The sequence below is a fragment of the Ruminococcus sp. 1001136sp1_2201st1_G3_2201SCRN_220225 genome, assembly GCF_040924365.1.
Classification (GTDB): Bacteria; Bacillota; Clostridia; order Lachnospirales; family Lachnospiraceae; genus Blautia_A; species Blautia_A faecis.
In genome coordinates this window covers 1-26550 of sequence record NZ_JBCOME010000021.1, presented here as the reverse complement: position 1 = coordinate 26550, position 26550 = coordinate 1, and the positions used below count along the sequence as shown (strand labels likewise).

Sequence of the window (26550 nt, the reverse complement as noted above, 5' to 3'; positions counted from 1 at the left end):
CACCTCACACTTTATTTGGTAGTCTCGTGATAATACTGATCCAGAATCTTGGTATCAATACGGTCAAGCTCATCCTTCGGAAGCATACCAAGAAGCTCCCAGCCCTTATTCAGAGTATCAATAATACTTCTGTTCTCTGTATCTGTCTGACCGACAAACTCAGCCTCAAATGCCTTACCAAACTGCAGATACTTCTTATCCAGAGGAGAAAGCTCATCCTCACCAATAACAGAAGCAAGGGCTCTCGCATCTCCAACCTTTGCATAACAGGAAAACAGCTGGTTGGCAACGTCCTGATGGTCCGCTCTTGTGAAGCCCTCACCAATACCATCCTTCATCAGACGGGAAAGAGACGGCAGAACATTGATTGGCGGGTAAATACCCTGTCCATGAAGCTGTCTGTCCAGAACAATCTGACCCTCAGTAATGTAACCGGTAAGGTCAGGGATCGGATGGGTAATATCATCATTAGGCATGGTCAGAATCGGGATCTGTGTAACAGAACCTGTACCACCGGAAACAATACCTGCACGCTCATATAAAGTAGCAAGCTCACTGTAAAGATATCCAGGATAACCTTTACGGGAAGGAATCTCACCTTTGGAAGAAGAAACCTCACGCATTGCCTCACAGAAAGAAGTGATATCTGTAAGAATAACCAGAATATGCATACCTTTTTCAAAAGCAAGATACTCTGCTGCAGTCAGGGCGATCTTCGGAGTCAGAAGACGCTCAACAGTAGGGTCATTTGCCAGGTTCAGGAACATAACAACGTGATCGGAAGCACCGCTCTCCTCAAAGGTTCTGCGGAAAAACTCTGCAACATCATACTTAACACCCATTGCAGCAAACACAATGGCGAAATTCTCATCAGAATCAGCGCCCAGAGAAGCCTGACGCACGATCTGTGCAGCCAGCTTATCATGAGGAAGACCGTTTCCAGAGAAAATCGGAAGCTTCTGTCCACGGATCAAGGTGGTCAGACCATCAATTGCGGAAATACCGGTATTGATGTAGTTACGCGGATACTCACGGGTAACCGGGTTCAGCGGCAGTCCGTTGATGTTCAGGCTGACCTCTGGTGTGATCTCGCCAAGACCATCGATAGGCTGTCCAATACCGTTAAAGGTACGTCCCAGGATTTCCGGGGAAAGCCCGATTTCCATAGGATGACCACTAAGACGTGTATGAGTGTTTCCAAGGGACATATTATCTGTACCCTCGAAAACCTGAATTACTGCTTTATCTTCGTATATTTCAATGATACGGCCAAGCTTTTCGGTACCGTCATCCATACGGAAGGAGACGATTTCCTCATAGGAAGCGTTTTTAACGCCTTCCAGAACTACAAGAGGGCCGTTTATTTCACTAAGGCCTAAATATTCGATTGCCATAAAAAACTTACCTCCCTATCAGCCGTTTCTCTCTAATACGTTATCGTAGAATCTGTCGATGTCAGCCTTATACTGGTCAAACATCTCAGGTTTGTTATTCGGAACATCATATTTGATAGCAATGACACGCTCAAAAATATTATCCTCCTTCAGTACGGAAACCGGCATTCCCTGATTTACAAGGGAGCGACACTTCTCGTACAGATAAAGGATGATCTCCATCATATTGAACTGCTTGCTCATCGGTACACAGGTATCCTCTGCATGAAACGCATTCTGCTGAAGGAATCCAAGACGGATAACCCTTGCGATCTCCAGAGTCAGCTTCTGATCATCCGGAAGAACATCACTACCGATCAGCTTAACGATTTCCATCAGAGAGCTCTCCTGGTTCAGAATCGCCATCAGCTGATTACGGTCGCTTACAAATTTAGCGGAAACATTATCTCTGTACCATGGGCTTAAATCCTCCAGGTACTCACTATAGCTTGTGAGCCAGTGGATAGCTGGGAAATGACGGGCATAAGCCAGAGATTTATCCAGTCCCCAGAAGCAGCGGACGAAACGCTTTGTATTCTGTGTAACAGGCTCAGAGAAGTCACCACCCTGTGGGGAAACCGCACCGATAATAGATACGGAACCTTCGGTTCCATTTAAGTTCTGCATCATACCAGCTCGCTCATAGAAAGCGGAAAGCTTGGAAGCCAGATAAGCCGGGAAACCTTCCTCGGCAGGCATTTCCTCCAGACGTCCGGATAACTCTCGAAGAGCCTCAGCCCAACGGGAAGTGGAGTCTGCCATGATGGCAACGTCATAACCCATGTCACGATAATACTCAGCCAGTGTAACACCTGTATAAATAGAAGCCTCACGGGCTGCAACAGGCATGTTTGATGTATTGGCGATCAGAGTGGTACGGTCCATCATCAGGTTTCCGGATTTCGGGTCGATCAGTTTACTGAAATCCTCCAGAACCTGTGTCATCTCGTTTCCACGCTCACCACATCCAATATAGATAATGATATCAGCGTCAGACCACTTTGCGATCTGGTGCTGTGTCATAGTTTTTCCAGTACCGAAACCGCCAGGAATCGCTGCTGTACCACCCTTTGCAATTGGGAAAAGGGTATCCAGGATACGCTGTCCGGTTACAAGCGGCACGCTTGCAGGGAAACGCTTGTAGGTAGGTCTTGGCACACGGATCGGCCATTTCTGCGCAAGTGCGATATCGCGCTCACTGCCGTCAGAAAGACGAACCGTTACAATCGGGTCAAGGATGGTATATGCTCCGTCCGGAACTGCCTTGATAACCTCAGCCTCTCCAATTGTTGGCGGAACCATGGATTTATGAAGAATGGAAGCTGTTTCCTGAGTCTCTGCAATGATAGTACCTGCGCTTACCATATCTCCAACTTTAACAGTTACATGAACATCCCATTTCTTAGCAGTATCAAGGGAATCAACACTGACACCACGGGAAATATATTTTCCGGAGGATTTTGCAATCTCCTCCAGAGGACGCTGGATACCATCGAAAATGTTATGAATGATTCCAGGTCCCAGAAGAACGGAAATAGCATCGCCTGTTCCCATTACTGTATCGCCTGGCTTCAGTCCTGTTGTCTCCTCGAAAACCTGTACGGTAGTCATGCCCTTTTTCAGACCAATAACCTCACCGACCAGCTTCTCAGGTCCAACATAAACCATCTCGGAAATCTTAAATCCCGGGTCGCCTTTCAGATAAATAACAGGACCGTTAACGCCGTAGATAATACCTGTTTTATTCATGGCTCAGCCCTCCGTCAAATTTGAATTCTTTTTTCAGCTTCTCATAAGCGCTCATGAAAGAATTGTCGATCAGGATATTTTTCGCCGGGATGGTAGCTTTGATACCGCCCATAAACGGCTCCTTGGAAATCTCAACTGTAAATCCTGTCTTTGCAACGATAGAACGCTGTAATGCTGTATCTTCCGGGGAAAGATAGATGAAGATTTCATCATTTCCCGCAAATTCTCTTGCCTTCTGGATTCTTGTACAAAGATAATCCTGATATTCAGGGCTCTCCATAAAGTCCTCCAGATGATTCTTAACCTCTACAAAAAGCTCATTTCTAAGCTCATTCTGTTTGGCTGTCCAGTCACGTCTTAAAGTCAGCTGCTCAGCAGAAAGTGCCTTGTTTACCTCTCGGGTAGCATTTTCTGTCTCTGCCTTGATCTGTGCCTCGGCATCCATTTTTCTTGATTCTTTATGCTTTTCAAGCATTTCTTCCAGACTCTTCTTATGTGCTTCCAGTGTATTCTCAGCCTCTGTCTGGGCTTCCGCAACGGAAGTGTCATAGAAATGCTGCAGTTTTTCTTCAATTGTCATGCTTGGTCTTCTCCTGCCTATAACTTTAAGCCAATGGCTTCGTTAACATATCCGGTAATAAAATCAGGTTTGCGGCCTGTACCATGCCTGTCAGGGATTTCGATGATCAAAGGCGTTTTATGGTTCAGCTTTACATCGTCCACGATCTGGGGAAACTCCCGGCCGAATTTTTCGGTCAGGAGAAGGATCCCGATTTCTTTGTTGGCGATTGCTTTTTCCAGAGCGTCCTTCAGTTCGTCACGCTCATGGACTACCACGCCTTCCACACCTGCCAGTCTCATCCCTGTGCAGGTATCGATGTTGTCACTGATCAAAAACATTTTCATAATTATAATTTACCGATGATCATGAAGGAAATGATCAGACCGTAAAGAGCAACACCTTCGGCAAGACCTACGAAGATAAGGGATTTACCAAGAATGCTCTGATCCTCGCTGATTGCACCAAGAGCTGCACTTGCCGCACTGGCTACGGCAATACCACCACCAATACAGGAAAGACCGGTAACAAGAGCTGCTGCAATATATCCAAGACCTGTTGCAATACCTGCATCAGCGCCTGTTGCAGCCTGTACAGAAGAGCTTCCTGCAAACATAACCATTGCTGCTACTAACATGGTACCAAAGAAGAAAAATGCGTTTGTTGCAATTGTTGTTTTATAGCGTCCACGGCTCTTCTCGCCGATGAAATAATAACCAAATGGAACGATAATGCTTAATACAAGCGCTACTGCTAAGATAATCTGTGTCATAACTGTCATGATAATTGACCTCCTCGTGTTTTTAACATTTGTAATGTCACTGCATTTCACAGAGACATTTGATAAATATTTCACTACCAGCGGCAGTTTACTTTGCCTCCGCGTCAGAACGGAACGGCTCGAATTTTCTTCCGCTTCCTTTGTAGAAACGGCTGAACATCTCGTAATACTCAAGTCTCAGTACCTGGATACCAACGATCAGACCCTCAAGACCGCATACGAAAATATTTCCGAGAACAATCACTACCCAGTTCGGGCTTCCGTTCTCGGCACCGGCCAGCATCAGTACAACCTGCATCATAGCTGCATGGCTGACTGCATAAGCTCCGATACGCACGAAAGAAAGTGTGTTGGAGAAATAGCTCAAAAGGACTTCGAACATCTCGAAAAATCCCTGAACAATAAACATTCCCACACCGCCTTCAAAGGCTGCCGGCTTCTTTTCCACAAGGTTTGTAAGAGGCTCTTTTAAGAACATTACAAGCAGCGGAAGAATAAACATAATGCAAAGAACAATACCGCCAGGAAGCTTATGGCCTGTCATGAACAATGCAATTACAATCACTGCGGATCCATAGAATACAAGGCCTGCAACAGAGTTGGTATCAAACCATACTTTCTCTGTATCCTTTGCTTTCAGGGAATTCATAATATTAAAAATCATACACAGAAGAATGATTCCCATACCAAAGCCAATAGCGATAATAAATACGGTATTCAGTTTTCCGATAAAAGGCACATTCATCATGGCATCCATAGGCCTTAACCATACAGGCTCTATAATATCCTCAAATCCGAAGACACTGCCGAACATGAAGCCAAAGAATGTGGAAAAGATACCTGCACAGCTGATGATTCCGGCAAGATCAATATGCTTGAATCTGTAAAGAAGATATCCGCCGATCAATAAAACCAGACCCTGTCCTGCATCTCCGAACATTGCGCCGAAAATAAAGGAATAAGTAATGGCGATAAACCAGGTTGGATCCATCTCTCCATAAGCCGGAAGGCCATACATTTTGGTGTACATTTCGAATGGCTTGAAAAGCTTGGGGTTCTTCAGCTTGGTAGGCGGTGTCTTATGGGCATCCTCCTGCTCATTCTCATCAATCAGACAGAAAATACGTGAATCTCCGGAAATATCATTCTGGAAAGCCTTAGCATCCTTCTCTGTCATCCAGCCACAAAGGATATAAAATGGTTCCTTCGGCTTATAATCGACTGCTGCCTCTCCCTTATTGTCCCCATGTGTGCATGCTGCCAGTTTACGGATATCAAAGTTCCGTGAAAACTGGGAAAGTGTATGTTTGCAGGAAACAATGTCGGATGCATTTTTTCTGAAGAAAGCTTTTCTTGCCGCTTTGTTTGCATCAAGATCTGCAATTGTTTTCTTGTACTGCGCTTCAAGTGCTGTGTATGCAGCTTTGGCAGTTCCATCATACTGATCCGGTACAAAGATTTTTTCAAAGTGCATAGCAGAATATACGGCATGGATCCGCTGTGCTTCATGAACGGGAACAAAATAAATTCCCCAGATATAACGGTCATCTTCATCACATTTAATGAAAATCGTATCCAGATTATCATAAATGTATGTTTTAAATTTATCGAAATAATCTTTCTCGATCCGTCCAAAGCGATAATGGATATAACGCATTTTCAGGATTGACTGCACATCAAAGTCTACATTTCGGAAAGGATAGATGATACGAAGTGATTCTGCCAGAGAATCACGTTTCTCTTCCAGTTCCTGACGGGTCTTGTTAAGGACATCCGCTTCATCTTTGATCTGCTGTACGAAAGAGAGAGCTTTTTCGATTGGCAGCTTCTTCGCAGAAGCCTGCTCCGGGTTCTCAACCTCTTCATAGAAGCTTCCGACTGTGCTTAAAGCTTCTTTATAAGGATTGATTTCAAGATAAGGGGAAAGATTCTTCACATCTGTGAGCTCAGTAAGAGCATTCTCCAGATGAATCTCATACCGGCTGAGGTAATTATTTACAACTCGGTCGATATCCTCTCTTGGCCCGGTAATGCTGACAAATTTCATTTTCTCAATCACATTGCTACCTCCGGGTTACTAATTGTTGTGAACATAATGCATTGCCTCGTCCGGATCAACCTGGTAACGAACACACTCCAGTGCGATGGTCAGACGGTTTACCTCATGCTCTTTGTGGTAAAGATAAGAATACAAAACAGCTACTGAATAAGGATCCTTGCGAGCCTCTTTCTCAAGCACGGTACGGAGCAGACTATTATAAAGCTCCTCCATGGAGATCAGGTTCAGCTGCTGATATTTCCTGCCGTACCAGGTACGGGAAAAGATCTGCTCACCTTCTTCTTTGCTGGTAGCTTCCACCAGAGCTGTGATTTCTTCTTTCTTTAGTTTATAATTCACGGGAATCAGCTGTGCGTAGATGGCTGCCGGCTCCATTTTGTAATAACGCTTGGATCTCAGGATAAACTGCAGATTCAGCATATCAAACTTCTCACCATAAGCCTTGGTGATCTCGTCCAGATCGTTTCCCTTGAATAACTTTTTGCGGACACTCCAGATCTGATTAAAATAATAAAGATCAAGAGCCATTCCGTAGTCAAATAAAAGTCCATTGCCGTTCTCATATACGCTCTGAAGCGGAGCATAGAATTCATTGCCCTTCAGGGCTGTCATGAACTCATCCATATTTCCGGCACCTGCCACTCTGTCAATGTCCAGCTTGGAATGGTGCAGGAAAAAGTCGCGGTAAGGACTCATATCCACAGGATCGGTGCTTCTGTGATCAAAGAGATTTGTCATGATCTCTTTCAGAACACGGATTTCGTAGCGCTTGGAATAAAGTGCCAGGAACTTGCGCTGCTCCTTGTTTGCAAAATTGTAAATGCGGGAGAAATTTCCGAAAATGGATTTCTTCAGAAGCTTCTCGATCTCACCTCGGTGAAGATTATTCTCATCAAGGTCTGACCATGCTTTCGCATATTCCGGCGTTTTCTTCAAATAAGCGGCTACCTGTGGAACGTCCGAAAAGCGGACGATTTCCTGAAGCTGTTCATCTGTCACCAGATGACTGCTCATAGCGCGTATTTTCGTGGAAATTCCGCTGTAGGAAAGAACGCTTCCCATTACATCACTTCCTCCTGAATGATCTTTTCAAAAATTTCTCTGGAAAGGCGTTCGTGATTCTTCGCATAGTAAGCGTCCAGCTGACTTAAGGCAGCCTGAGTGTCTTCCCGCAGGGATGACAGGCGCTTATCCTTCTCACCCTCAAGATTCCGGCGAATTTCCTTAATCTGCTCTTCTGTCTGTTTCTCCAGCTGGGTGTCGAATTCCTTGGACTGCCTTTCCATCTCAGCTGAAAGAGCTTTCTTCTTCTGCAGTGCATCCTTCATAATGGTCTCTGCAGTTGTCTCTATCTCGGATAACTTACCGATTATCTGTTCCATTTTTCCCCTCCTTTTTCAAGTTTTAAGTATCTTACACCCATTTTGATGAAAATACCAGTCAAACTTTGCCTAAAATTTTCACAAAAATTCAATACAATTCCAGATGTTTTGACTAAAAATTAACGATCTTATCAATTCCTGTCATATCGAAATTTTATACTAGGTACACGTATTAATTATAAATAGGAAGAAAATCATATTTATACAGAATTTTCTCGTTTTTCCATTTGCATTTCTTGCTGATAGGTTTCATATTCAGTCAAAATTGGTCAATTTTTTCTAGAAGCTCTTTGCGTTCCCCCCTGACATAGAGCGTGTCTGAAGAATCACGATATCAATATTATTGCGAAAAAGCAGGAAATCATGTATAGTAGTTTTGTTAAGAATGAATACTATTTCAGCTGATTCTGACAAGCATTTTTTACCACCCGGTAAACTTTTGCAAAGAGCCGAAATCAGTTTCAGACGGTTATAAATTTAATTACAGGAGGAAACCATGCGACTTAGAAATATACCAGGCGCCAAAGACGCAATTGAAGAAAGTATTTACGTGATCCAGAATCCCCAGGAGAATAAGGGAAACTGGAACAAGGTTTTCCCACAGAATCAGCCTGTCCATCTGGAGGTTGGCATGGGAAAAGGCCGCTTTCTTATGGATATGGCGAAGCTCCACCCAGAGATCAACTATATCGGAATCGAAATGTATGACAGCGTACTTCTTCGTGCCATTCAGAAAAAGGAGGCGCTGGCTGAGGAAGGGCAGGCGCTTTCCAATCTGAAATTCATGCGTATGGATGCACGCCTCCTTCCGGAAACTTTTGAAAAAGGCGAGGTTTCAAAAATCTATCTGAATTTTTCCGATCCCTGGCCAAAGGCCCGCCACGCTTCCCGCCGCCTTACCTCCCGGGAATTTCTTGCCCGCTACGACAAGATTCTGAAAGAAGACGGAACCATCGAGTTCAAAACTGACAACCGCGGCCTGTTCGACTTTTCCCTAGAAGAAGTCCCGGAAGCCGGATGGAAGCTTGAAGCACATACCTTTGATCTTCATCACAACGAAGAAATGATGGTTGGCAATGTAATGACCGAATATGAAGAAAAATTTTCTTCTATAGGAAATCCTATCTGCAAGATGATCATTCGTCGTTAAATGTTTCACGTTGCTGTATTTCTTTTCATATTATAAGGAAGAAATATCTGGCAGGAGTTTTTATATGAAGCGAACCAGATCTTTGCAAAAATTTGCTGCTCAATTTGGCTATGAACATAAAAACAGAAGCAATCCCTTCTCCAGCATAAAGAAGCATGCCAACGAACTGTCCAAACTGCTGGACAGCATGTTTCCCAAGGACAAAAACGACAAAGAAAAATCATAAAAAGGAAGCCAAACAAATGAAAAATTCTCCGACAGAAGTGAAAAAGAAAGAAATGGAAGAGCGCAAACGTCAGGAAGAGCTGGAAAAACAAAAGCGTAACGAAACGTACCAGCTCCTTGGCGGTTCCCAGAATGACAGTGACACCGACGACGATTCCTCATTAGAAGGAAATATCCAACAGCTGGAAAATTACAGCTATTTTAACGGCAACAAAATTCTCGAATCCTTAAAGCTCACTGCCAAAGACCGAAAAAGCGGGGAAGCCATCTATCGCCAGGGGAAAATGAATGTCACTGACATTTCCTGCGGTTACGACAGGATGAACGGTCAGCGCCTTGGCCAGGTAGAGGCAACTTTCCAGACCGGCAGAAATAATTTTGATGTCACACTCCTTTTTTCTCACGAAGAAGTAACTTACGCAAGATGCGGATGCCCGGAATGCAGCAGGAAATACTGGGGCTGGTACTCTGATAATTCCAGATGCCAGTATACCGCTGCTCTGGCTTTTTATGTTCGGGATTATGTAAGCCACAATAATTTTTCAGATGCCACAGACATGAACGGAGACTATCTGCTGAACTCCTATCGCAGAGGGCAGCTCAAAAATGGCCAGAAAGAAACACCGGCCCAGGTTTCTCCAAGCGTTTCCCTGATTCCAAGGCTGACTCAGAATGACAATAAACTTTCCGTTTCTTTTAAAGTGGGCACTTCCAAAATGTTCGTGGTAAAAAAACTGGATGACTTCTGCCGCCAGGTTCGCAACGGTGAGATCGTTCAGTATGGAACCAGCACCCAGATCAGCCACAAAACGCAGGATTTCACAGAGGAGAGCCGCAAATGGATCCGCTATATTGACCGGATCGTACGCGAGGAAGAGCAGTTCGTAGACAAAATCCAGAATTCCGGCATCTATTTGCCAAAGAAGTTTAATGTTGGCAATTCTCTGGATCTTTTTGGCTGGCGTCTGGACAGTTTTTACGACAATGTCGGCAGTGAGAAAATAGATTTTGAAGATAAAACTCCGGATGCAGCCCGTAAAAAAGCCCAGCTTCACTGCAAAACAGGGAATCCACGGATTTCCATACGGATTCTGGATGCCTCTAAGGATAAAAAGCAGTTTGACGGTGTCACAGTAAAGGGATACATCCCAGAGCTTTTTCAAGGTATGGACTCTTCATACTTTATCCAGGATGACAGCTTCTGCAAAACAGAACCGGCCTTTATGGAAAAGGTCCGTCCATTGACAGCGCTTTCCAGAAATGGAGAATTCCACTTCCAGATGGGGCGCAATACATTGTCCAATTTTTATCACAATGTGCTGCCTCAACTTCAGGAGGTGGCGGATATTACAGAGGAAAATCCGGAGAAATTCAGGCAGTACCTCACCCCTGAAGCGCACTTCGTATTTTATCTGGACATAGAAAATGATAACGTTATCTGCAAGGTAAGCGCCTTTTATGGAAAAAAGGAATTCTCTGTAGGAAAGCTTTTACTTCATGAGAACATCTCCCCTGACCAGCAGTTCCGAGATTTTCCTCTGGAAAACAGCATTCTGGATCAAACAATGGAATGGCTGCCTTACTATGATCCCGACTTTGACGTTCTTCACTGCAATCACGACGAAGAACTGAGCTATCAGATCATGGAATCCGGAACTGCCGCCCTCATGGAGCTTGGCGAAGTACGCTGCACCAACCGGTTCCGCAGCCGACATACCTTAAAGACTGTAAAGGTTTCCGTTGGGGTGTCCGTGTCCGGCGGACTCCTGGATCTGAATATTTCCACAGATGATATTTCCAGCCAGGAGCTTCTGGATATCCTGAAAAGCTATCAGCTGAAGAAAAAATATTACAAGCTGAAAAGCGGCGAATTTGTCAATCTCCAGGAGCAGAACCTGGAAATGCTGGCAGAACTGATGAAAACCCTTCATCTCACTCCGAAAGAATTTGTCAAAGGAAAAATGCACATTCCGGCATACCGCACCTTATATCTGGATCAGATGCTGGAAAGCAACGAAAACATATATGCCAACCGTGACCGTCATTTCCGTGAAATCGTAAAAGGCTTCAAAACCATTAACGATGCTGATTTTGAAGAACCGGAAAGCCTTTCCAGGATCATGCGAAAATATCAGAAGAACGGTTACAAATGGCTGCGTACCCTGGAAGCATGGAAATTTGGCGGAATTCTCGCCGATGATATGGGACTTGGAAAAACCTTACAGGTAATCGCAGTTCTTCTCGCAGCGAAGCTTGAAGGCAAAACCGGCACATCTCTGGTAGTGGCTCCTGCTGCCCTTGTTTTTAACTGGGGTGAAGAGCTTGCCCGATTTGCCCCACAGCTGAAGGTTTCCCTGATCGCAGGAAGTCAGTCCGAGCGTCAGGCGAAGCTTCAGACATACTCAGATTTCGATGTTCTGGTCACTTCTTACGACCTTTTAAAAAGAGATATTGACCAGTATGAGGAAAAAGAATTTTTATACCAGATCATTGATGAGGCACAGTATATCAAGAATCACACAACAGCAGCAGCCAAATCTGTAAAGGTGATCCACAGCCAGACCCGCTACGCACTTACAGGTACACCAATTGAGAACCGCCTCAGTGAGCTTTGGAGTATTTTCGATTATTTAATGCCAGGATTTCTCTACGGTTACGATACCTTTAAAAAGGAATTTGAAACTCCGATCGTAAAGAACGACGATGAGTCTGCCATGACCCGTCTGCAGAAAATGGTGTCCCCATTTATCCTTCGCCGTCTGAAAGAGGATGTGCTGAAGGATCTTCCTGAAAAACTGGAAGAAGTCCGTTACGTGAAATTTGAGGATGCCCAGCAGAAGCTGTATGATGCCCAGGTTGTACATATGAAGGAAAAAATTGCCCAGCAGGACGAGGGCGAATTTAATAAGAGCAAATTGTGGATTCTGGCTGAATTGACGAAGCTGCGACAGATCTGCTGCTCTCCTTCTCTTTGCTTTGAAAATTACCGCGGCGAATCTGCCAAGGCTGAGAGCTGTATGCAGCTGATCCAGAGTGCTATTGATGGTGGGCACCGTATGCTTTTATTTTCCCAGTTTACTTCCATGCTGTCTCTTCTTCAGGCAGCACTGGAAAAAGAGGGGATTCCTTATTACATCATCACTGGGGAAACCTCCAAGCAGAAACGACAGGAGCTTGTGAAACAGTTCAATTCTGATACCACTCCTGTATTTCTCATTTCCCTGAAAGCAGGCGGCGTTGGACTGAATCTGACAGGTGCAGATGTGGTTATCCACTATGACCCCTGGTGGAATCAGGCTGTCCAGAACCAGGCCACTGACCGTGCCCACCGCATCGGTCAGACAAAGAAGGTCACGGTGTACAAGCTTATCGCCCGCAATACCATCGAAGAAAAGATCCAGAAGCTCCAGGAAGCAAAGCAGGATCTGGCAGAGCAGATCATCAGCGGTGATATGGGACAGCTGAGTGGTATGAGCAGGGAGGATATTCTGGAATTGTTGTAGGAAATAAGGTACTATTGCTATTTAGTTGATTAAAAGTTCTTCAATGCGGACGCATTTGGACAATGTGTATTACTCACTCGCCGGCGCAACGCTACAGCGAACTAATCGCTAACTGCGACTAATGCGTTCGGGAGAGCCCTCACGCATAAGTCTCCGTAAGCGCTGGATTTCGCTTACGCTAAGAGCGCGCCTGAAATGGCTCGCTGGAGTAATACACATTGCCCAAATGCTGTGTACTGGCTGGGACTTGCTGGTTGATAAGAACTTTTAATGAAGAGGGGTGGGTGAGTGATTGGTTTCCCTACACTTTCTTGACAACGATAGATTGGCAAAAAACAATAAAGTTGCGGGATACCAACTACTTCACCCCACCCCCATTGTTGTCGTTATTGTTTCTTTCTTCTCTTTCCAATAACCAGCGATTTTGCAATGTATATTCGCAAGCCGCGCATTTCAGGAGCGGTTTTAGTGGAGGCGAGATCCATGACTTACGGAGACTTAGGCGCGAAGGCTCTCCTGAGCGTCTTAGTCGCAGTTAGTCATTAGCTTGCCGGAACGTTGCGACGCGCGGCGGTGAATATACATTGTGAAATCGCGTCCGGAATAATGACCAACACACTAAATAGCAATCGTAAAAGTTTTCGAAAAAATTTAAAAAAATTATAAAATTCCTATTGACTTTTGTCCTACACTTGATATATAATACATCTTGCGTTGAGGAAATAACAAATCAACGAAATAGGAAATGCGCCTTTAGCTCAGTTGGTAGAGCACCTGACTCTTAATCAGGGTGTCCAGGGTTCGAACCCCTGAAGGCGCACTGAAAGCACTGTTTTTGCGGACAAAGCGATTGCCGCGGGGACGGTGTTTTTTTGTGCCCTTAAAGCCAGTAAAATCAACTCTTGCCGCTTCACATCCTTCTCTAATCAATCTCTCCAATCGTTCCGACTCCAGTTCCAATACCTGTCCACCCATAATCTCACCAATTCCTTTCTTCACCCGGGGGATTCCTTGAAAATATAATCTGCAATTCTGTCAATCAATTCAATCAGATCTCGATAGTGTTTCTCTTTTCCCACATCCAGAAGTTCTTTCTCCAGTCTTTCCCCGATAAGTCTATATTCCTCCATCAATTGCTGAAATATGCTATCGTCTTCATCAATTTCTTTAACTCGGAAAACTCCGATATTTATCTTTTGTAAAGTAAAAAATCCCTTCCTCCTTATGCCCTATTTTGCATGAATACATTTTATTTTTCTATCCCAATTTTTCAGAAACCTAGAGCGTGTTTGAAAAATATTACTTTAAGCTTGAATCTCTTAAATAAAACCAATATACTCATATTAGAATTTTTCTGTATCGTCCAAGAGGTCGAAGCTGCTTCTGCAAAAATGAACAAACTTCAGGTTATACAAAAAATTAAGGAAGATCAGAAAACAAAGGAGGAGAAGAAATGCTTGAAAAAGGGAAAAAATTTTTAAACATCTGCTTAAGCACGTTCCTGTTGCTGTCAATAATATTCCTGTTCAGTGTACAGAATGTAAAAGCAGAGGAAGAAACGGATACGATCAATCCAGATGAAATCCAGATGTCAGTAGACAGCCTGCTCACAGGCATCAGCTCCAAAGGATTTCATCCAAGCAAAAGAAACTATCTTTCCATTCGTGCTGGAGTATCATTTAACACCGAACAGGACCTTGAGGGCACGGCCATCAATGTACGTCTTAGGATTCTAAACAAATCTGGTAAATATGTTTATGAAAAAACATACAAAAACATTGGCGGAACAAATTTCTGGGGCGATCCGGTCACTTCTTTTGAACATAAAACCATTCGCCTTGACTGGAACGGAAAACCCTCAAAAGGAAATGAAGCTGGGAAAAAGCCCACAGCCTACGCATCAAATGGCACTTACAAAGTTGAGCTTTTCTATTATGTAGAAAAAGACCAGATCTGCATAAAATCTGTCACCAAAACCAAAAGTTTTAAAGTATCTTCCAAAGCCCCATCCGGAAGCAAAGGTCTCGCAGCTTCCACCACAATTCCAGAATACACCGGAGTCGATACTGTAGACTACATGGCAGAAAAAATGATCCAGTCAGCCAAAATAAAGCTCACTATGAGCCAGGATGAAAAAGTTCGACGTATCTACCACTGGATGACTGTAAACTTCAAGCATAAACACGCCGATGAATTTGTAAAAGCCAAAAATTACTACGATCTCACCAGCACCAAAGCCCAGAAGCGGATTAAAAACTACAAGAAAAAGACTCTCCAGAACTACCAAAACGGCAAACTTATTTTCGGTGGCTCCTCCTGGTCATCCTTTATGGCTCCTTATATGCAGAAACGCGGCGGAGTCTGCAGCGACCAGGCCGCAATCTTTGTCATCCTCTGCAACCACGTAGGCGTAGATGCCGGTGTCTGCAACGGCTACTATAAGAATCTGGATGGCACCAGAGCCGGCCACAGTTGGAACTATGCCATCGTAGATGGTAAAAAATATTACTACGATGTAGACGTAGAAATCCAGAACTACAGTAAAGGTCAGGGCGATTACTACTGGTATAAAAAAACCTTAAAACAGGCAAAGAAAAATCATATCTTCCAGTAACGCCAAAATAATATCAAAAACATTATAAAGAAAGCCCTTTGCAGAGGAAATTTTCTCCGCAAAGGGCTTCTTAATATAATTCCATATTTTACCAGAATCTCATTGTAACTTCTCTATAGTTTTTCGGAGCTTCAGGCAAAATATGCCCTGTAATGAACAATTTATTTTGTCAGACATTTTATGTTTTTTACCTCTAATTGTAATATTTTCCGCGAATATTCTATAATATTTTGATTTTGTAAAAGTCAATACCTTTTTGCCGATTTCTGTCGAATTTTACATTTTCATAACAATAACCAAAACATTTGTTTCGATTCCCATTATGTAAATCAACTCATCCACATGCTTTTCCATGTGGATAATGTGGATAACTTTGTGCATAACTTGATTTTTCAACATTTTTTCATATTTTTGAAAGTGGAAAACTTTCTACCTATTAATTCACCTATCCACATTTTTTTTAAGTCTTTGTGCAATCTGCTAATTTCAACACTTTTCGACATTTTTCCTTGCAAAATATCGTATTTACAATACCTTACAAAATACACACAAATCAATTTTATCCTCTCACCATTCCCCTTTGTATCGTGGCATGGTTACCGTTCGCAACCTTCACAGTAACAAGCTTCGCAATGCACAAAAATCATGCTTTGCATGATTTCGCGCCGCAATTCTCGGGTTTTCTGCGAACCTTGTTCAAAAAAGCACCTCGCGGAATGTTATCAGCGAATAACAACGTTGCAGACTCCCGTCACTGTACAAAAAGGCCGGGGAAACCTTCCCCGGCTGTAAATGTCAGAACAGGATAACCGGATTTCATATCTGTTTTATCAAATGCTCCGCTCCCTCACTCTTATTCACTAAAGAAGCCGTCCGCTTCAATGTAAGTTCCTACTCCCACAGGCGCCTCATAATCATAGTTGGAAATCTTGATTCCAGACGCAGATGTACTTGCATGGATAATCTGTCCAGTTCCAATGTACAGTGCCACATGGCTGATTCCGCTTCCATAGAAAATCAGATCTCCTGGCTCCAGATCTTCCACGCTTTTTTTCGCTGATTGATTATACTGATCTGCTGCTACTCTGGGCAGTGAATAGCCAAACTGTGCAAACACAGACATTACAAACCCGGAACAGTCTGCTCCGTTTGTCAGACTTGTCCCACCGTAAACATAAGGATTTCCCTCAAACTGCAGCGCAAAATCCACGATTTGCTGACGAAGCTCTTCCTCAGAAAGTACCTCCTCTGCCTCTGCAGTCTCTGTCATCCCAGCTACAAATGCCTCGCCCGCCTTTTCCACAGCAGCCTTAGTCGCTGCAAACGCAGTCTGTGGAAAAATCATCTGAGAACAGACCGTTATACACATTGTCATTCCGCAGATCAGTTTTTTCATTTTATTTTTTAACATTCATACACCTCTCAATTTATATAAAATCACCCTTCAAAATGTTACATTTATATTAAGCATATGTAACAATTACGCATAATATCACAACAATCTGTTACCGTCAATTTTGCTCCCACAAATAAAAAAATCGCCTTTTCCGTGAAATCCAACAACTTCCCCATGACATCCCCAACTAATTTCGTCATTCCCGTCAGTCTTGTACACAAAATACACATAATCTTAAAGCCATGGAACCAAATATTTCGCATACTACACTGAAATTCTCAATAATATAGTAGAAATCCCCCAGAGCAGAGGGCATCCTATGTCAAACAGACCAAAATTCACCGCCGCTATTCTGGCTTTTTTTCTTATTATCTGCTTCACATTTTCCTGGCTTTTCAGTCATGTCTTCTCCGAAAATGCCCGCTTCGAAAACTTCGCGGAGTCCATATTTGAAAAAGAGGTTTCCGGAAACGCCCTGAATCTTCATTATTCCCTGGCTTATCCGGAAAAACAGGGCATCTCACGCCCCCGCGCTACCCTTGGCACAATACATCCCAACAATGAAAAAGCCTCTGCCCAGTGCCAGGAATATGTAAAAAAGCTGAAAAAATTTTCCCAGTCAAAGCTCAGTACTTCCAATCGCCTGACCCTTGATCTGCTCCTCCTTTACTACCACACCGAAGCCTCTCTGGGCGACAATTATCTTTTGGAAGAGCCGCTTAGCCCAAGCCTCGGGATCCAGGCGCAGCTGCCTGTACTGCTGGCCGAATACTCCTTCTACACCAATCAGGACATCACCGACTACCTGAATCTGCTCTGCAGCACAAAAGAATATTTCCAGAGCATTCTCGCCTTTGAACAGACAAAATCTGATGCCGGATTTTTTATGTGCGACGAAACTCTGGAACGCATTCAGGACCAATGCCGTGCTTTTATTCAAAACCCGGATTCCAATTATATGCTGGAAATTTTTTCACAGAAACTAAAAGCCTATGGAAAGCTTTCCGAAAAGGACCAGAAACAGCTGAACCTGACCCATAAACAGATTCTGAAAGAAAAGGTTCTCCCCGCATATCAAATGCTGATAGAAGGTCTGGAGCAGCTTCGGGGAACAGGCAAAAATACCGGAGGACTGGTCAATTTTTCCGGTGGAAAGGAATATTACCAATATCTTCTAAAAAGCCAGGTGGGAATCTACATACCTGTGGAAAAACTGGAAAAGCGCCTCACCCAGCAGCTTTCCACCGATTCTCAGGAAATTTCAGAACTTTTGAAACAGCATCCACAACTTCTCACATTGCTAAATGAGAAAATGGATTTGCCAGATATGGAGCCCACACGGGTCATGGAGCTTCTGGAAAAAAATATTCAGCAGGATTTCCCCTCCACTGCTTCTGTAGATTTCGAAATCCGGTCTGTACATAAATCCATGGAAGAATTTCTCAGCCCGGCGTTTTACCTGACACCGCCAATGGACACAGGAGCGCCAAATGTTATTTACATCAATCATGGACGGCAAATTTCCAATCTGGAGCTTTTTACCACGCTGGCGCACGAAGGCTTCCCCGGTCATCTTTACCAGACCGTTTATTTCGGACGACAAAGTCCATCCCATATCCGGTATCTCATCGATTACAGCGGATACGTGGAAGGCTGGGCCACTTATGTGGAAAGTTACGCGTATGATTATGCAGCAGATTATCTGTCTGCCGGCACCTTATCCTCACAGGAAGCTTCTGCTTGCACGCGACTTTCCTGGCTGAACCGCAGCGTGAATCTGTGCATTTACTCCCTGTTGGATGTGGGAATCCATTACCACGGCTGGACTCCTGCGCAAGCCGCCCGCTTCCTGAAACTTTTCGGAATCCGTGATGCTGCTGTCACGGCCGAGATTTACCGATATATCACCGAAACACCTGCTAATTATCTGAAATACTATGTGGGATATCTGAATTTTCTGGATCTGAAAGAAGAACAGCAATCCCTCCTTGGCGAAAACTTTGATCTGAAAAGTTTTCATCAGAAGATACTGGAAATCGGCCCTGTGCAGTTTCCGGTTTTGCGAAAATACATGAACGAGAAATTGTGATTGCCTCTGAAGCTGCAGTATTTTCGCCCGGCTTCTGCCTGCCAGATCCACGCGCAATATTACCCGAAAATTCCCGAAATGCTGTAACATTTTTTTAAATATTTATGTAATAACTTCTTTCTTTGAGCACAATAATTTGCTATAATGAACTCACATTGAAAATATGCAGGAGCAATCTGATTTTCTGATCCTGCTGGTCATATTTTCCTACATTAGAGAAGGGCAAAATCATGAAAAAACGAGATAATCTCCCATTAAATTATAAAGAACGCCTGAATTCCAGAACCAGCTTTCTGGTATCCATCGCGGTTCTGGTGGTTCTCTGCCTGGTGTTTAACCAGATGGACTACACCATGATCCGCCAGCCAGCCGCCCAGGCGAAAAAGGCAGCTGACTTACAAAAACAGAAGGAAGAAGAGGCAGCTGCCACCACCCAGGAAGTCACTACAGCCACAGTCCTTGCAGTTGGGGATAACCTGGTTCAGCCAAGTCTTCTTGCATCCGGCCAGTCAGAAACCGACGCCTGGAATTATAACAGTGTTTATGCCAATCTGAAATCTGATATACAGGCTGCCGACATTGCTATGGTCAATCAGGAAACACCTTTCACCACAGACCACAGCGCAGTCAGCGGTACCGCGCCTTACGCCACTCCTACAGAGGTTGGCGACGCACTTGTAAATGCCGGATTTAATGTGGTCACATCTGCCACAGCACTGATCGATGACAATGGTTCTTCCATGATCAACGAAACTTTAAATTACTGGGAAACCAGCCATCCGGATGTCACTCTGGTTGGTATTCATAAAAACCAGTCCGGTATAGACGCTCCGAAGATTGTAGAAATTAACGGAATCAAGATTGCGTTCCTTAACTATACCTTCCCGTCATATGGAAGCCAGACTGTAAGCTCCGGCGACAGCACCGATAATTCCGATGGTTCTGCAAACGACTCTGCCAGCTCGGATACTTCCGACAGTTCAACAGGAGATGCAGACAGTTCTGGAAGTACAGATACATCCACTTCCGGAAAAGGCTCTATGATTGACACGTTCAGCACTGCCGATGTTGCAGCCGCCATCAAACAGGCCAAAGCTTCCGCAGACTGTGTGATTTTCTCTGCAAACTGGGGCAAGACCGAAGAACCAATGCCTACCGAATACGAAAAAGAATGGGCCAACTTCCTTATGGAGCAAGATGTTGACGTTGTGATCGGAACCAATCCGAATGTGCTCCAGCCATATGGCTACCTTACAGATGACTCTGGTCACAACATGCTGATCTACTACTCCCTTGGCAACTTTGTTACTGGTCAGGAAACACTGAAGCAGCTTCTTGGCGGAATGGCAGCCTTTACCATTCAGAAGACCGTAGACGGCGATCAGACCAGCATCCAGATCCAGGATGCCACACTGACACCGCTGGTTATGCATTACAGCTACGATACCCCGGAATATGCACCATATAAGCTGGACGATTATACGGACGCTCTTGCAGCTGCACACAGCGTCCGCCAGTCCATCGGAGATGAGTTTTCCCTAGAAAACCTTCAGACAAAATATGATGAAATCATGTCCATGAACGTCACACCATCTACTAAGACGGATCTTCTGGATGTCACATTTGATTCCGACGGAAATATGCTGGATTCCAACGGAAATTACGTGGAGGATAATGATTCCATCACCTCCTCCTGGTACTATCAGACACTTGCCACCCAAAGCAGTTCCAGTTCTGACGGCTCTGGATCAGGCAATTCCGGATCAGACAGCTCAGACGCATCTGATGACAATTCAGAAGGTTAAATGTGCCCCATACCAGGTTCAATATTACTAATGACAAAATCTGCAGTACTATAATATATAGGCTGCAGATTTTTGTTATTCCGGCATTCCAAACATTTTTTTGTCATCAAATGGCTGGTATACAATTCCTATTTACTGCAAATCAGATAGTATCTATGTCTTATTGTCACGAAAACCAGTCATTTATCACATATAGGTTGTTTTTTCAGACAAAATCAGATAAAATTTATAGTAGAGTAGTAACGATTCCGCACATTCACAGTGATATCCTTCTGGATACACAGAAATCATGTTTTATACGATTTCGCGCCGCATTTCTCGTTTTTTCTGTGAACTTCGTTCACAAAAACACCTCGCGGAATAATGTCTGCTGAATCGTTATGTAGAATAATTAATAAAATCATTTTCGGACAATAACTGTACAAATTAACGAAACCACTATGTCTGCTCACACAGGCACCACCAGATATGAAATCCATGGTTTCTGCGCCAATGCACTCCTGCTATTGGCATCAGGTGGCATTCGTTTACATAATTTTTCCAGTCATTGACCGGTCAAAAAGAAAGGAGTTACAATATGGGACTTATTAAAGCAGCACTTGGCGCCGCAGGCGGTACACTTGCAGATCAGTGGAAAGAATTTTTCTACTGTGATGCCATCGACAATGACGTTCTGGCAGTAAAAGGTCAGAAACGCACATCCAAACGTTCCTCCAATACCAAGGGAAGCGACAACATTATCACCACCGGATCCGGAATCGCAGTCGCAGACGGACAATGTATGATGATCGTAGAGCAAGGCAAGATCGTTGATATCTGCGCGGAACCAGGCGAATACACCTACGATGCTTCTACCGAGCCAAGTATTTTCTCCGGAAATCTGGGCGACGCCATCATGAACACTTTCCACACCATTGGCAAGCGTTTCACATTCGGCGGTGACACTGGCAAAGACCAGCGTGTTTACTATTTCAACACCAAAGAACTGGTAGACAATAAATTCGGAACTCCGAACCCGATTCCATTCCGTGTTGTAGACCAGAACATCGGTCTGGACATTGATGTTTCTGTCCGCTGCAGCGGTGTTTATTCCTACCGCATTGCAGACCCGCTTCTCTTCTATTCCAACGTCTGCGGAAACTTTGAACAGCAGTACGACAGAGAGCAGATTGAGGGACAGCTGAAGACAGAATTTATCTCAGCTCTTCAGCCGGCATTTGCCAGCATTTCCCAGCAGGGAATCCGTCCAAGCGCACTTCCGGCTCATGCACTGGAGCTCTGTGATGCCATGAATCAGGCTCTCACCCAGAAATGGAGTCAGCTTCGTGGTCTCGTGATCGTATCTGTTGCCATGAATCCGATCACTCTTCCTGAGGAAGATGCCCAGATGATCAAAGAAGCGCAGCGTATGGCTATCCTCCGCAATCCTGCCATGGCAGCCGCTACTCTTGCAGGAGCACAGGCAGACGCCATGAAGACAGCAGCAGGCAACGCTGGCGGTGCCATGACCGGTTTCATGGGCATGAATATGGCAGGCATGACTGGCGGTTTTAACGCACAGAATCTTTACGCTATGGGACAGCAGCAGGCAGCTCAGGCACAGCAGATGGCACAGCCACAGCCAAATCCGGCCGTATCCCAGGCTCAGGCAGGCGGTTCTGCTCCGGCAACTGACCAGTGGAAATGCTCCTGCGGTGCTATGGTTTCCGGTAATTTCTGCCCGGAATGCGGCGCGAAAAAGCCTCAGACACCTGCAGCAAATGCAAGCTGGACCTGTTCCTGCGGCGCTGTAAATACAGGCAAATTCTGCACCAACTGCGGTTCTCCTAAACCGGCTATGAAGCCTCGGTACCGCTGTGACAAGTGCGGCTGGGAACCGGAAGATCCAACCAATCCACCAAAATTCTGTCCGAACTGTGGCGATCCATTTAATGAAAACGATACCCAGTAAAAAAGCAGCATAAAAGGAGATGAACTATGTCCGATTTACTTGAATATAAATGCCCCTGCTGCGGCGGAGCAATCGAATTCAACAGTACGCTCCAGAAGATGAAATGTCCTTACTGCGACACTGAATTTGATATGGAAACCGTCAAAGAATTTAACGAAGCAGCAGCTAACCAGCAATCTGATGAATTGAACTGGGAAAGTGCTTCAGACAACTCCTGGAAGGAAGATGAAGCCAGCGGAATGTCCGTTTACATATGCCAGTCCTGCGGCGGAGAAATCGTTGCCGATGAAAGCACAGGTGCTTCTTCCTGCCCATTCTGCGGCAATCCGGTAGTAATGTCCGGCAAATTTTCCGGTACCCTGCGTCCGGATTTTATCATTCCGTTTAAGCTGGACAAAAAGGCAGCCAAAGAAGGTCTGGTCAAACATCTTCACGGCAAGATCCTTTTACCCAAAGTATTTAAAAAGGAAAATCACATTGACGAGATCAAAGGTGTTTATGTGCCTTTCTGGCTTTTTGACACCGACGCTTCTGCAGATATCCGCTATCATGCCACCAAGACCCGTTTCTGGAGTGACAGCGACTATGATTATACGGAAACCAGCCATTACTCTGTTTTCCGTGCTGGAAACATCGGGTTCGACCAGATTCCGGTAGACGGTTCTTCCAAAATTGACAATGATTTAACAGAGTCTCTGGAGCCTTACGTAATTTCCGAGGCTGTGGACTTTGCCACTCCTTACCTGGCAGGATACGTTGCGGACAAATATGATGTATCCGCAGAAGAATCTGCTGAGCGCGCCAACCAGCGTGTAAGAAAAGCCGCTGAGGATGCTTTTCGCGATACGGTCATCGGTTATGACAGCGTTACCCCTGAAGATACCCGTATTCAGTTAAAAGGCGGTAAAACCCACTATGCCCTTTTCCCGGTATGGCTTCTTTCCACCACCTGGAAGGGCAACCACTATCTGTTCGGCATGAACGGACAGACTGGTAAATTTGTAGGAAATCTGCCTGTAGATAAAGGTATTTTCACTAAATGGTTCCTTGGACTTACTGCAGGTTTTTCCGTTGCTGCTTACGCCATTGCATGGCTGATTCACACATTTTGTTAAGGAGGAACATGCCATGAAAAAACAATCATTTGGAATTATTCTGGCGGCAGTGCTGGGAGCAGGAAGCCTTTTCAGTGCAGTTATTCCAGGCACGGATGCGCTTTTTACTACTGCTTTGCCAGGTACGGGAGCTGTTACGGTACAGGCCGAAGCTTCCAACAGCTTTGGCGGATCCGGCAGTGAGGAAGATGACTCTTATCAGGACTTTGCAGCCTCCGAATTTTCCCTTGTCCTGGACGAGGCGGATCTTCTCACAGATGAAGAAGAATCCCAGCTTCTGGATAAGCTGGAAGCCATCACCGGGGAATACAATCTGGAAGTGGCAGTTGCCACAGTAGAGTCGAAAGACGGCAATGAGATGAACTACTTTACAGATCATTTCTTCGATGAGAATGGTTACGGAACCGGCGAAAACCACGACGGAATCCTGTTCATGGTCAGCATTGGCGACCGTGAATGGCACATTACCACCCACGGATATGGTATGACTGCGTTTAACGATGACGGACTTGCTTATCTGAAGGAAAATGTAGAGCCTCTGTTAAAGGATGAAAACTTCTACGGCGCTTTCGATACCTACGCAGATCTGTGTCAGGATCTGTTGGAAATGGCTGCTAACGGGGAGCCTTATACAGAGCCCTTTTCTCCCATATGGATTCTCATTTCCCTGGGAATCGGTCTTGTGCTTGCGTTTCTGTGCACCATGGGCATGAGAGCCCAGCTGAAAAGCGTACGGACACAGGACAGCGCAGTGGATTATGTGCGCCAGGGAAGTATGGCACTGACAAGATCAAACGATATTTTCCTGTATCACACAGTTACCAAAACAGCGAAACCGAAGGATAGTGACAGTTCCTCCGGCGGCTCAGACAGCGATCACGGAGGTACAGGCGGAAGCTTCTAAAAAGATTCCTTCTTGCAGAATTGCACTGCGGCAGGTCGCCTCGAACGACACCTCCCCTTCCGCCGCAGTGCGATTCTGCCTGGTAATAGGAAATTCCAACAGCATTTCCTATTACAACATAAAAAAGAACTCGATTCATACATGGCAAATAAATGTACTTAGAGCCTCTTTGAAAAAGACTCCCGCATTTATTTACTTTGAATCGAGTTCTTTTTATATATCAGCTAAACAGACATTTCACCTTCCGGCAGCATCACCATATAGGAAAGCCAGCCGGATCAGTCGTCTTCCATCTCCTCTTTCTTCTTTGCAGTCTCAAACACATAGTCATTTCCCGGAAGAACGGCGTTCAGCAGGATTCCTACAATTGCAGCAAGTGCAAGTCCTGTAAGAGTAATATGTGCGCCTGCGATGGTAAATGTAAGTCCATCGGAAATGCCAAGACCACAAACCAGGATAACCGCTGTAATAACCAGGTTACGAGAACGTGTCAGGTCTACTTTGTTCTCAACTACATTACGGACACCAACAGCAGAGATCATTCCATAAAGAATAAAACTGATACCACCGATGATCGCAGACGGAAGGGAACTAATCACCTCAGCCATCTTCGGGATAAAGCTGAGGATAACTGCATAAATAGCAGCCAGACGGATTACCTTCGGGTCGTAAACACGGCTCAGAGCAAGAACACTGGTGTTCTCTCCGTAAGTTGTATTTGCAGGTCCACCGATCAGTGCTGACAGAGAGGTTGCAAGTCCGTCACCCAGAAGTGTACGGTGAAGCCCCGGGTCTTCGATGAAATTGCGGTCAACCGTTGCGGAAATAGCAGAAATATCGCCAATGTGCTCCATCATGGAAGCAATTGCGATCGGTGCCATTGCAAGGATTGCAGTAATGTTAAATTTGCAGAGGAAGAATTTCGGAACACCTACGATCGGCGCACTTGCTACTCCTGCAAAGCTGAGGATAGCACTTCCATCTGCGTTTGTCATACCCAAGGCATTCATGATCAGGGCAACCACATAAGAAACAACAATACCCATCAGAATCGGAATAATACGGAACATTCCAACGCCCCAGATGTTGAAGAAAATAACAGTTCCAAGTGCGATCAAAGCAAGGATCCAGTTCTGGGATGCGTTGCTGATTGCAGACGGTGCAAGGCTAAGACCAATACAGATAATAATCGGACCAGTTACAACCGGAGGCAGATAACGCATGACGCGCTTTACGCCAATTACCTTAACGATCATTGCAAGTACCAGATACAGAAGTCCTGCTACAAACACACCACCGCATGCATATGGAAGCTTCTCTCCATAAGACATGTTGGCAAAAATTCCGGTGTCAAGCTCTGCAACGGTGGCAAATCCGCCAAGAAATGCAAATGATGATCCTAGGAATGCAGGTACCTTCAGCTTAGTCAGTACATGGAACAGAAGTGTTCCAAATCCGGCACAGAACAGGGTTACCTGAATGGATAAGCCCTCGCCGTGAAAATAGTTGTTTACCAGGATCGGCACCAGAATGGTAGCGCCAAACATGGCGAACATATGCTGGAGCCCCAGAATCAGCATCTGTGGGATTCCCAGCTTTTTGGCATCATAAATGCCCTCAACTCTGAATTTCATAAATATAGTTCCTCCTTTTCCCTTAGAGCCTGTTCACAACCTGACTGGTAACGCACTTCACACTGCACAGAAATCATACATTCGCATGATTTCTTCCAATACGGTCTATACTGTGAACAGCAATCGTTACTGTTCACTGGTAACGTTCCGCGAGGCGTTTTTTGTGAACAAAGTTCACAGAAAACCCGAGAATTGCGGCGC

General features: G+C 44.8%; 20 protein-coding genes and 1 tRNA gene. 10 read left to right on the top strand and 11 right to left on the bottom strand.

What is annotated here, in order from left to right; translation table 11 throughout:
* Positions 1-11: 11 nt before the first annotated feature.
* The 8 genes from AB5642_RS08635 to AB5642_RS08600 form a co-directional block, all read right to left on the bottom strand.
* Positions 12-1394, bottom strand: a complete 1383-nt coding sequence (locus AB5642_RS08635; protein WP_118579365.1) for a V-type ATP synthase subunit B — start codon at positions 1392-1394, stop codon at positions 12-14.
* An 18-nt stretch (positions 1395-1412) separates the two neighbouring features.
* Entirely contained in the window at positions 1413-3182 is a 1770-nt protein-coding gene (locus AB5642_RS08630; protein ID WP_148462112.1) for a V-type ATP synthase subunit A, read from the bottom strand.
* The gene (locus tag AB5642_RS08625; protein ID WP_195991211.1) at positions 3175-3762 is read right to left on the bottom strand and encodes a V-type ATP synthase subunit E; all 588 of its coding nucleotides are present in this window, start codon (positions 3760-3762) and stop codon (positions 3175-3177) included. The genes AB5642_RS08630 and AB5642_RS08625 overlap by 8 nt, the downstream gene beginning before the upstream one ends.
* Positions 3763-3779: 17 nt before the next feature.
* Positions 3780-4088, bottom strand: coding sequence for a V-type ATP synthase subunit F (locus AB5642_RS08620; protein ID WP_117851005.1), 309 nt, complete (start codon positions 4086-4088; stop codon positions 3780-3782).
* Positions 4089-4090: 2 nt separating this feature from the next.
* Entirely contained in the window at positions 4091-4522 is a 432-nt protein-coding gene (locus AB5642_RS08615; protein ID WP_118579356.1) for an ATP synthase subunit C, read from the bottom strand.
* A gap of 88 nt (positions 4523-4610) precedes the next feature.
* Positions 4611-6581, bottom strand: coding sequence for a V-type ATP synthase subunit I (locus AB5642_RS08610; RefSeq protein WP_195391842.1), 1971 nt, complete (start codon positions 6579-6581; stop codon positions 4611-4613).
* Between the two features lie 18 nt (positions 6582-6599).
* Entirely contained in the window at positions 6600-7643 is a 1044-nt protein-coding gene (locus AB5642_RS08605; protein ID WP_118579353.1) for a V-type ATPase subunit, read from the bottom strand.
* Positions 7643-7963, bottom strand: coding sequence for a hypothetical protein (locus AB5642_RS08600; RefSeq protein ID WP_118579350.1), 321 nt, complete (start codon positions 7961-7963; stop codon positions 7643-7645). Before AB5642_RS08600 ends, AB5642_RS08605 begins: the two co-directional genes overlap by 1 nt.
* Positions 7964-8459: 496 nt before the next feature.
* On the opposite strand from AB5642_RS08600, the gene trmB reads away from it, so the two are divergent.
* From trmB to AB5642_RS08580, 4 genes are all read left to right on the top strand, one after another.
* The gene (trmB, locus tag AB5642_RS08595; protein ID WP_173736218.1) at positions 8460-9113 is read left to right on the top strand and encodes a tRNA (guanosine(46)-N7)-methyltransferase TrmB; all 654 of its coding nucleotides are present in this window, start codon (positions 8460-8462) and stop codon (positions 9111-9113) included.
* A 64-nt stretch (positions 9114-9177) separates the two neighbouring features.
* Positions 9178-9339: a hypothetical protein gene (locus AB5642_RS08590; protein WP_173716921.1), complete on the top strand. Its 162-nt coding sequence runs from the start codon at positions 9178-9180 to the stop codon at positions 9337-9339.
* Positions 9340-9355: 16 nt separating this feature from the next.
* Positions 9356-12841: a DEAD/DEAH box helicase gene (locus tag AB5642_RS08585; RefSeq protein WP_368371543.1), complete on the top strand. Its 3486-nt coding sequence runs from the start codon at positions 9356-9358 to the stop codon at positions 12839-12841.
* A gap of 747 nt (positions 12842-13588) precedes the next feature.
* Positions 13589-13661: transfer RNA gene (locus AB5642_RS08580), tRNA-Lys, on the top strand.
* Between the two features lie 175 nt (positions 13662-13836).
* Here the strand turns inward: AB5642_RS08580 and AB5642_RS08575 are convergent.
* Positions 13837-13974 carry a hypothetical protein gene (locus tag AB5642_RS08575; RefSeq protein WP_195698967.1) on the bottom strand — a complete coding sequence of 46 codons (138 nt, stop codon included), beginning with the start codon at positions 13972-13974 and terminating at the stop codon, positions 13837-13839.
* A gap of 320 nt (positions 13975-14294) precedes the next feature.
* Between AB5642_RS08575 and AB5642_RS08570 the strand changes: the two genes are divergently transcribed.
* Complete coding sequence (locus tag AB5642_RS08570) at positions 14295-15455, top strand: transglutaminase domain-containing protein (protein ID WP_148463727.1); 1161 nt, start codon at positions 14295-14297, stop codon at positions 15453-15455.
* An 853-nt stretch (positions 15456-16308) separates the two neighbouring features.
* Here AB5642_RS08570 and AB5642_RS08565 read toward each other — a convergent pair.
* Positions 16309-16866 carry a C40 family peptidase gene (locus AB5642_RS08565; protein WP_148463726.1) on the bottom strand — a complete coding sequence of 186 codons (558 nt, stop codon included), beginning with the start codon at positions 16864-16866 and terminating at the stop codon, positions 16309-16311.
* 304 nt (positions 16867-17170) lie between these two features.
* On the opposite strand from AB5642_RS08565, the gene AB5642_RS08560 reads away from it, so the two are divergent.
* The 5 genes from AB5642_RS08560 (at position 17171) to AB5642_RS08540 (ending at position 24715) form a co-directional block, all read left to right on the top strand.
* The gene (locus AB5642_RS08560; protein WP_173718508.1) at positions 17171-18940 is read left to right on the top strand and encodes a DUF885 domain-containing protein; all 1770 of its coding nucleotides are present in this window, start codon (positions 17171-17173) and stop codon (positions 18938-18940) included.
* A gap of 230 nt (positions 18941-19170) precedes the next feature.
* Positions 19171-20745, top strand: coding sequence for a CapA family protein (locus AB5642_RS08555; protein ID WP_173718509.1), 1575 nt, complete (start codon positions 19171-19173; stop codon positions 20743-20745).
* Positions 20746-21322: 577 nt separating this feature from the next.
* On the top strand, positions 21323-22696 hold the full coding sequence (locus AB5642_RS08550) for an SPFH domain-containing protein (protein ID WP_173718510.1): 1374 nt from the start codon (positions 21323-21325) through the stop codon (positions 22694-22696).
* Positions 22697-22722: 26 nt separating this feature from the next.
* Positions 22723-23811, top strand: coding sequence for a hypothetical protein (locus AB5642_RS08545; protein ID WP_173718511.1), 1089 nt, complete (start codon positions 22723-22725; stop codon positions 23809-23811).
* Between the two features lie 13 nt (positions 23812-23824).
* Positions 23825-24715, top strand: coding sequence for a TPM domain-containing protein (locus AB5642_RS08540; protein ID WP_148463722.1), 891 nt, complete (start codon positions 23825-23827; stop codon positions 24713-24715).
* Between the two features lie 278 nt (positions 24716-24993).
* Here the strand turns inward: AB5642_RS08540 and AB5642_RS08535 are convergent, their stop codons facing one another.
* On the bottom strand, positions 24994-26349 hold the full coding sequence (locus AB5642_RS08535; protein ID WP_118579324.1) for a uracil-xanthine permease family protein: 1356 nt from the start codon (positions 26347-26349) through the stop codon (positions 24994-24996).
* Positions 26350-26550: the final 201 nt, after the last annotated feature.

What these genes read in the sequence shown, in the direction of transcription:
- AB5642_RS08635 (WP_118579365.1), bottom strand. Translation starts at nt 1,394, where the DNA reads ATGGCAATCGAATATTTAGGCCTTAGTGAAATAAACGGCCCTCTTGTA.
- AB5642_RS08630 (WP_148462112.1), bottom strand. Translation starts at nt 3,182, where the DNA reads ATGAATAAAACAGGTATTATCTACGGCGTTAACGGTCCTGTTATTTAT.
- AB5642_RS08625 (WP_195991211.1), bottom strand. Translation starts at nt 3,762, where the DNA reads ATGACAATTGAAGAAAAACTGCAGCATTTCTATGACACTTCCGTTGCG.
- AB5642_RS08620 (WP_117851005.1), bottom strand. Translation starts at nt 4,088, where the DNA reads ATGAAAATGTTTTTGATCAGTGACAACATCGATACCTGCACAGGGATG.
- AB5642_RS08615 (WP_118579356.1), bottom strand. Translation starts at nt 4,522, where the DNA reads ATGACAGTTATGACACAGATTATCTTAGCAGTAGCGCTTGTATTAAGC.
- AB5642_RS08605 (WP_118579353.1), bottom strand. Translation starts at nt 7,643, where the DNA reads ATGGGAAGCGTTCTTTCCTACAGCGGAATTTCCACGAAAATACGCGCT.
- AB5642_RS08600 (WP_118579350.1), bottom strand. Translation starts at nt 7,963, where the DNA reads ATGGAACAGATAATCGGTAAGTTATCCGAGATAGAGACAACTGCAGAG.
- trmB (WP_173736218.1), top strand. Translation starts at nt 8,460, where the DNA reads ATGCGACTTAGAAATATACCAGGCGCCAAAGACGCAATTGAAGAAAGT.
- AB5642_RS08590 (WP_173716921.1), top strand. Translation starts at nt 9,178, where the DNA reads ATGAAGCGAACCAGATCTTTGCAAAAATTTGCTGCTCAATTTGGCTAT.
- AB5642_RS08585 (WP_368371543.1), top strand. Translation starts at nt 9,356, where the DNA reads ATGAAAAATTCTCCGACAGAAGTGAAAAAGAAAGAAATGGAAGAGCGC.
- AB5642_RS08570 (WP_148463727.1), top strand. Translation starts at nt 14,295, where the DNA reads ATGCTTGAAAAAGGGAAAAAATTTTTAAACATCTGCTTAAGCACGTTC.
- AB5642_RS08565 (WP_148463726.1), bottom strand. Translation starts at nt 16,866, where the DNA reads ATGTTAAAAAATAAAATGAAAAAACTGATCTGCGGAATGACAATGTGT.
- AB5642_RS08560 (WP_173718508.1), top strand. Translation starts at nt 17,171, where the DNA reads ATGTCAAACAGACCAAAATTCACCGCCGCTATTCTGGCTTTTTTTCTT.
- AB5642_RS08555 (WP_173718509.1), top strand. Translation starts at nt 19,171, where the DNA reads ATGAAAAAACGAGATAATCTCCCATTAAATTATAAAGAACGCCTGAAT.
- AB5642_RS08550 (WP_173718510.1), top strand. Translation starts at nt 21,323, where the DNA reads ATGGGACTTATTAAAGCAGCACTTGGCGCCGCAGGCGGTACACTTGCA.
- AB5642_RS08545 (WP_173718511.1), top strand. Translation starts at nt 22,723, where the DNA reads ATGTCCGATTTACTTGAATATAAATGCCCCTGCTGCGGCGGAGCAATC.
- AB5642_RS08540 (WP_148463722.1), top strand. Translation starts at nt 23,825, where the DNA reads ATGAAAAAACAATCATTTGGAATTATTCTGGCGGCAGTGCTGGGAGCA.
- AB5642_RS08535 (WP_118579324.1), bottom strand. Translation starts at nt 26,349, where the DNA reads ATGAAATTCAGAGTTGAGGGCATTTATGATGCCAAAAAGCTGGGAATC.